The following is a 344-nucleotide window of genomic DNA, read 5'->3' as shown; positions in this document are numbered from 1 at the left end:
GATTCATTTCGGATTTTTTCAACTACCAATACTTTTAAATGGTTTTCAAGAGATATTCAAGGTGATGTCATTGATTTTGTTCGACTTGTTCAGGGAATTTCCTTTAAAGAAGCTCTAGCCTTTCTTTCTGAAGAACCTTTTCAAAAAGAAGCTGTTCAAGAAAAAAGAGAGAGACCATTTTATTATCCTTTAAATAGAATAGAAGATTCTAACTGCAGTCTGGCCAGATATTACTTAACAGAATGTAGAGGAATTTCAGAAGAAATCGTACAAAGGATGATTCAACAAGGTTTAATAGCACAAGCAAGCTGGAAAACAAATGAAACAGTTGAACCTGTTATTGT

The 344-nt window shown here is 32.8% G+C and carries 1 pseudogene; it reads left to right on the top strand.

Annotation, left to right across the window (positions count from 1 at the left end):
• A pseudogene (locus HMPREF2701_RS00340) lies at positions 1-344 on the top strand (DNA primase); the annotation flags it as partial.

Source organism: Streptococcus sp. HMSC077D04 (assembly GCF_001808785.1).
GTDB lineage: Bacteria > Bacillota > Bacilli > Lactobacillales > Streptococcaceae > Streptococcus > Streptococcus mitis_BX.
Note: the sequence above shows the minus strand (reverse complement) of the source record. Positions and strands in the feature narration are given on the sequence as shown.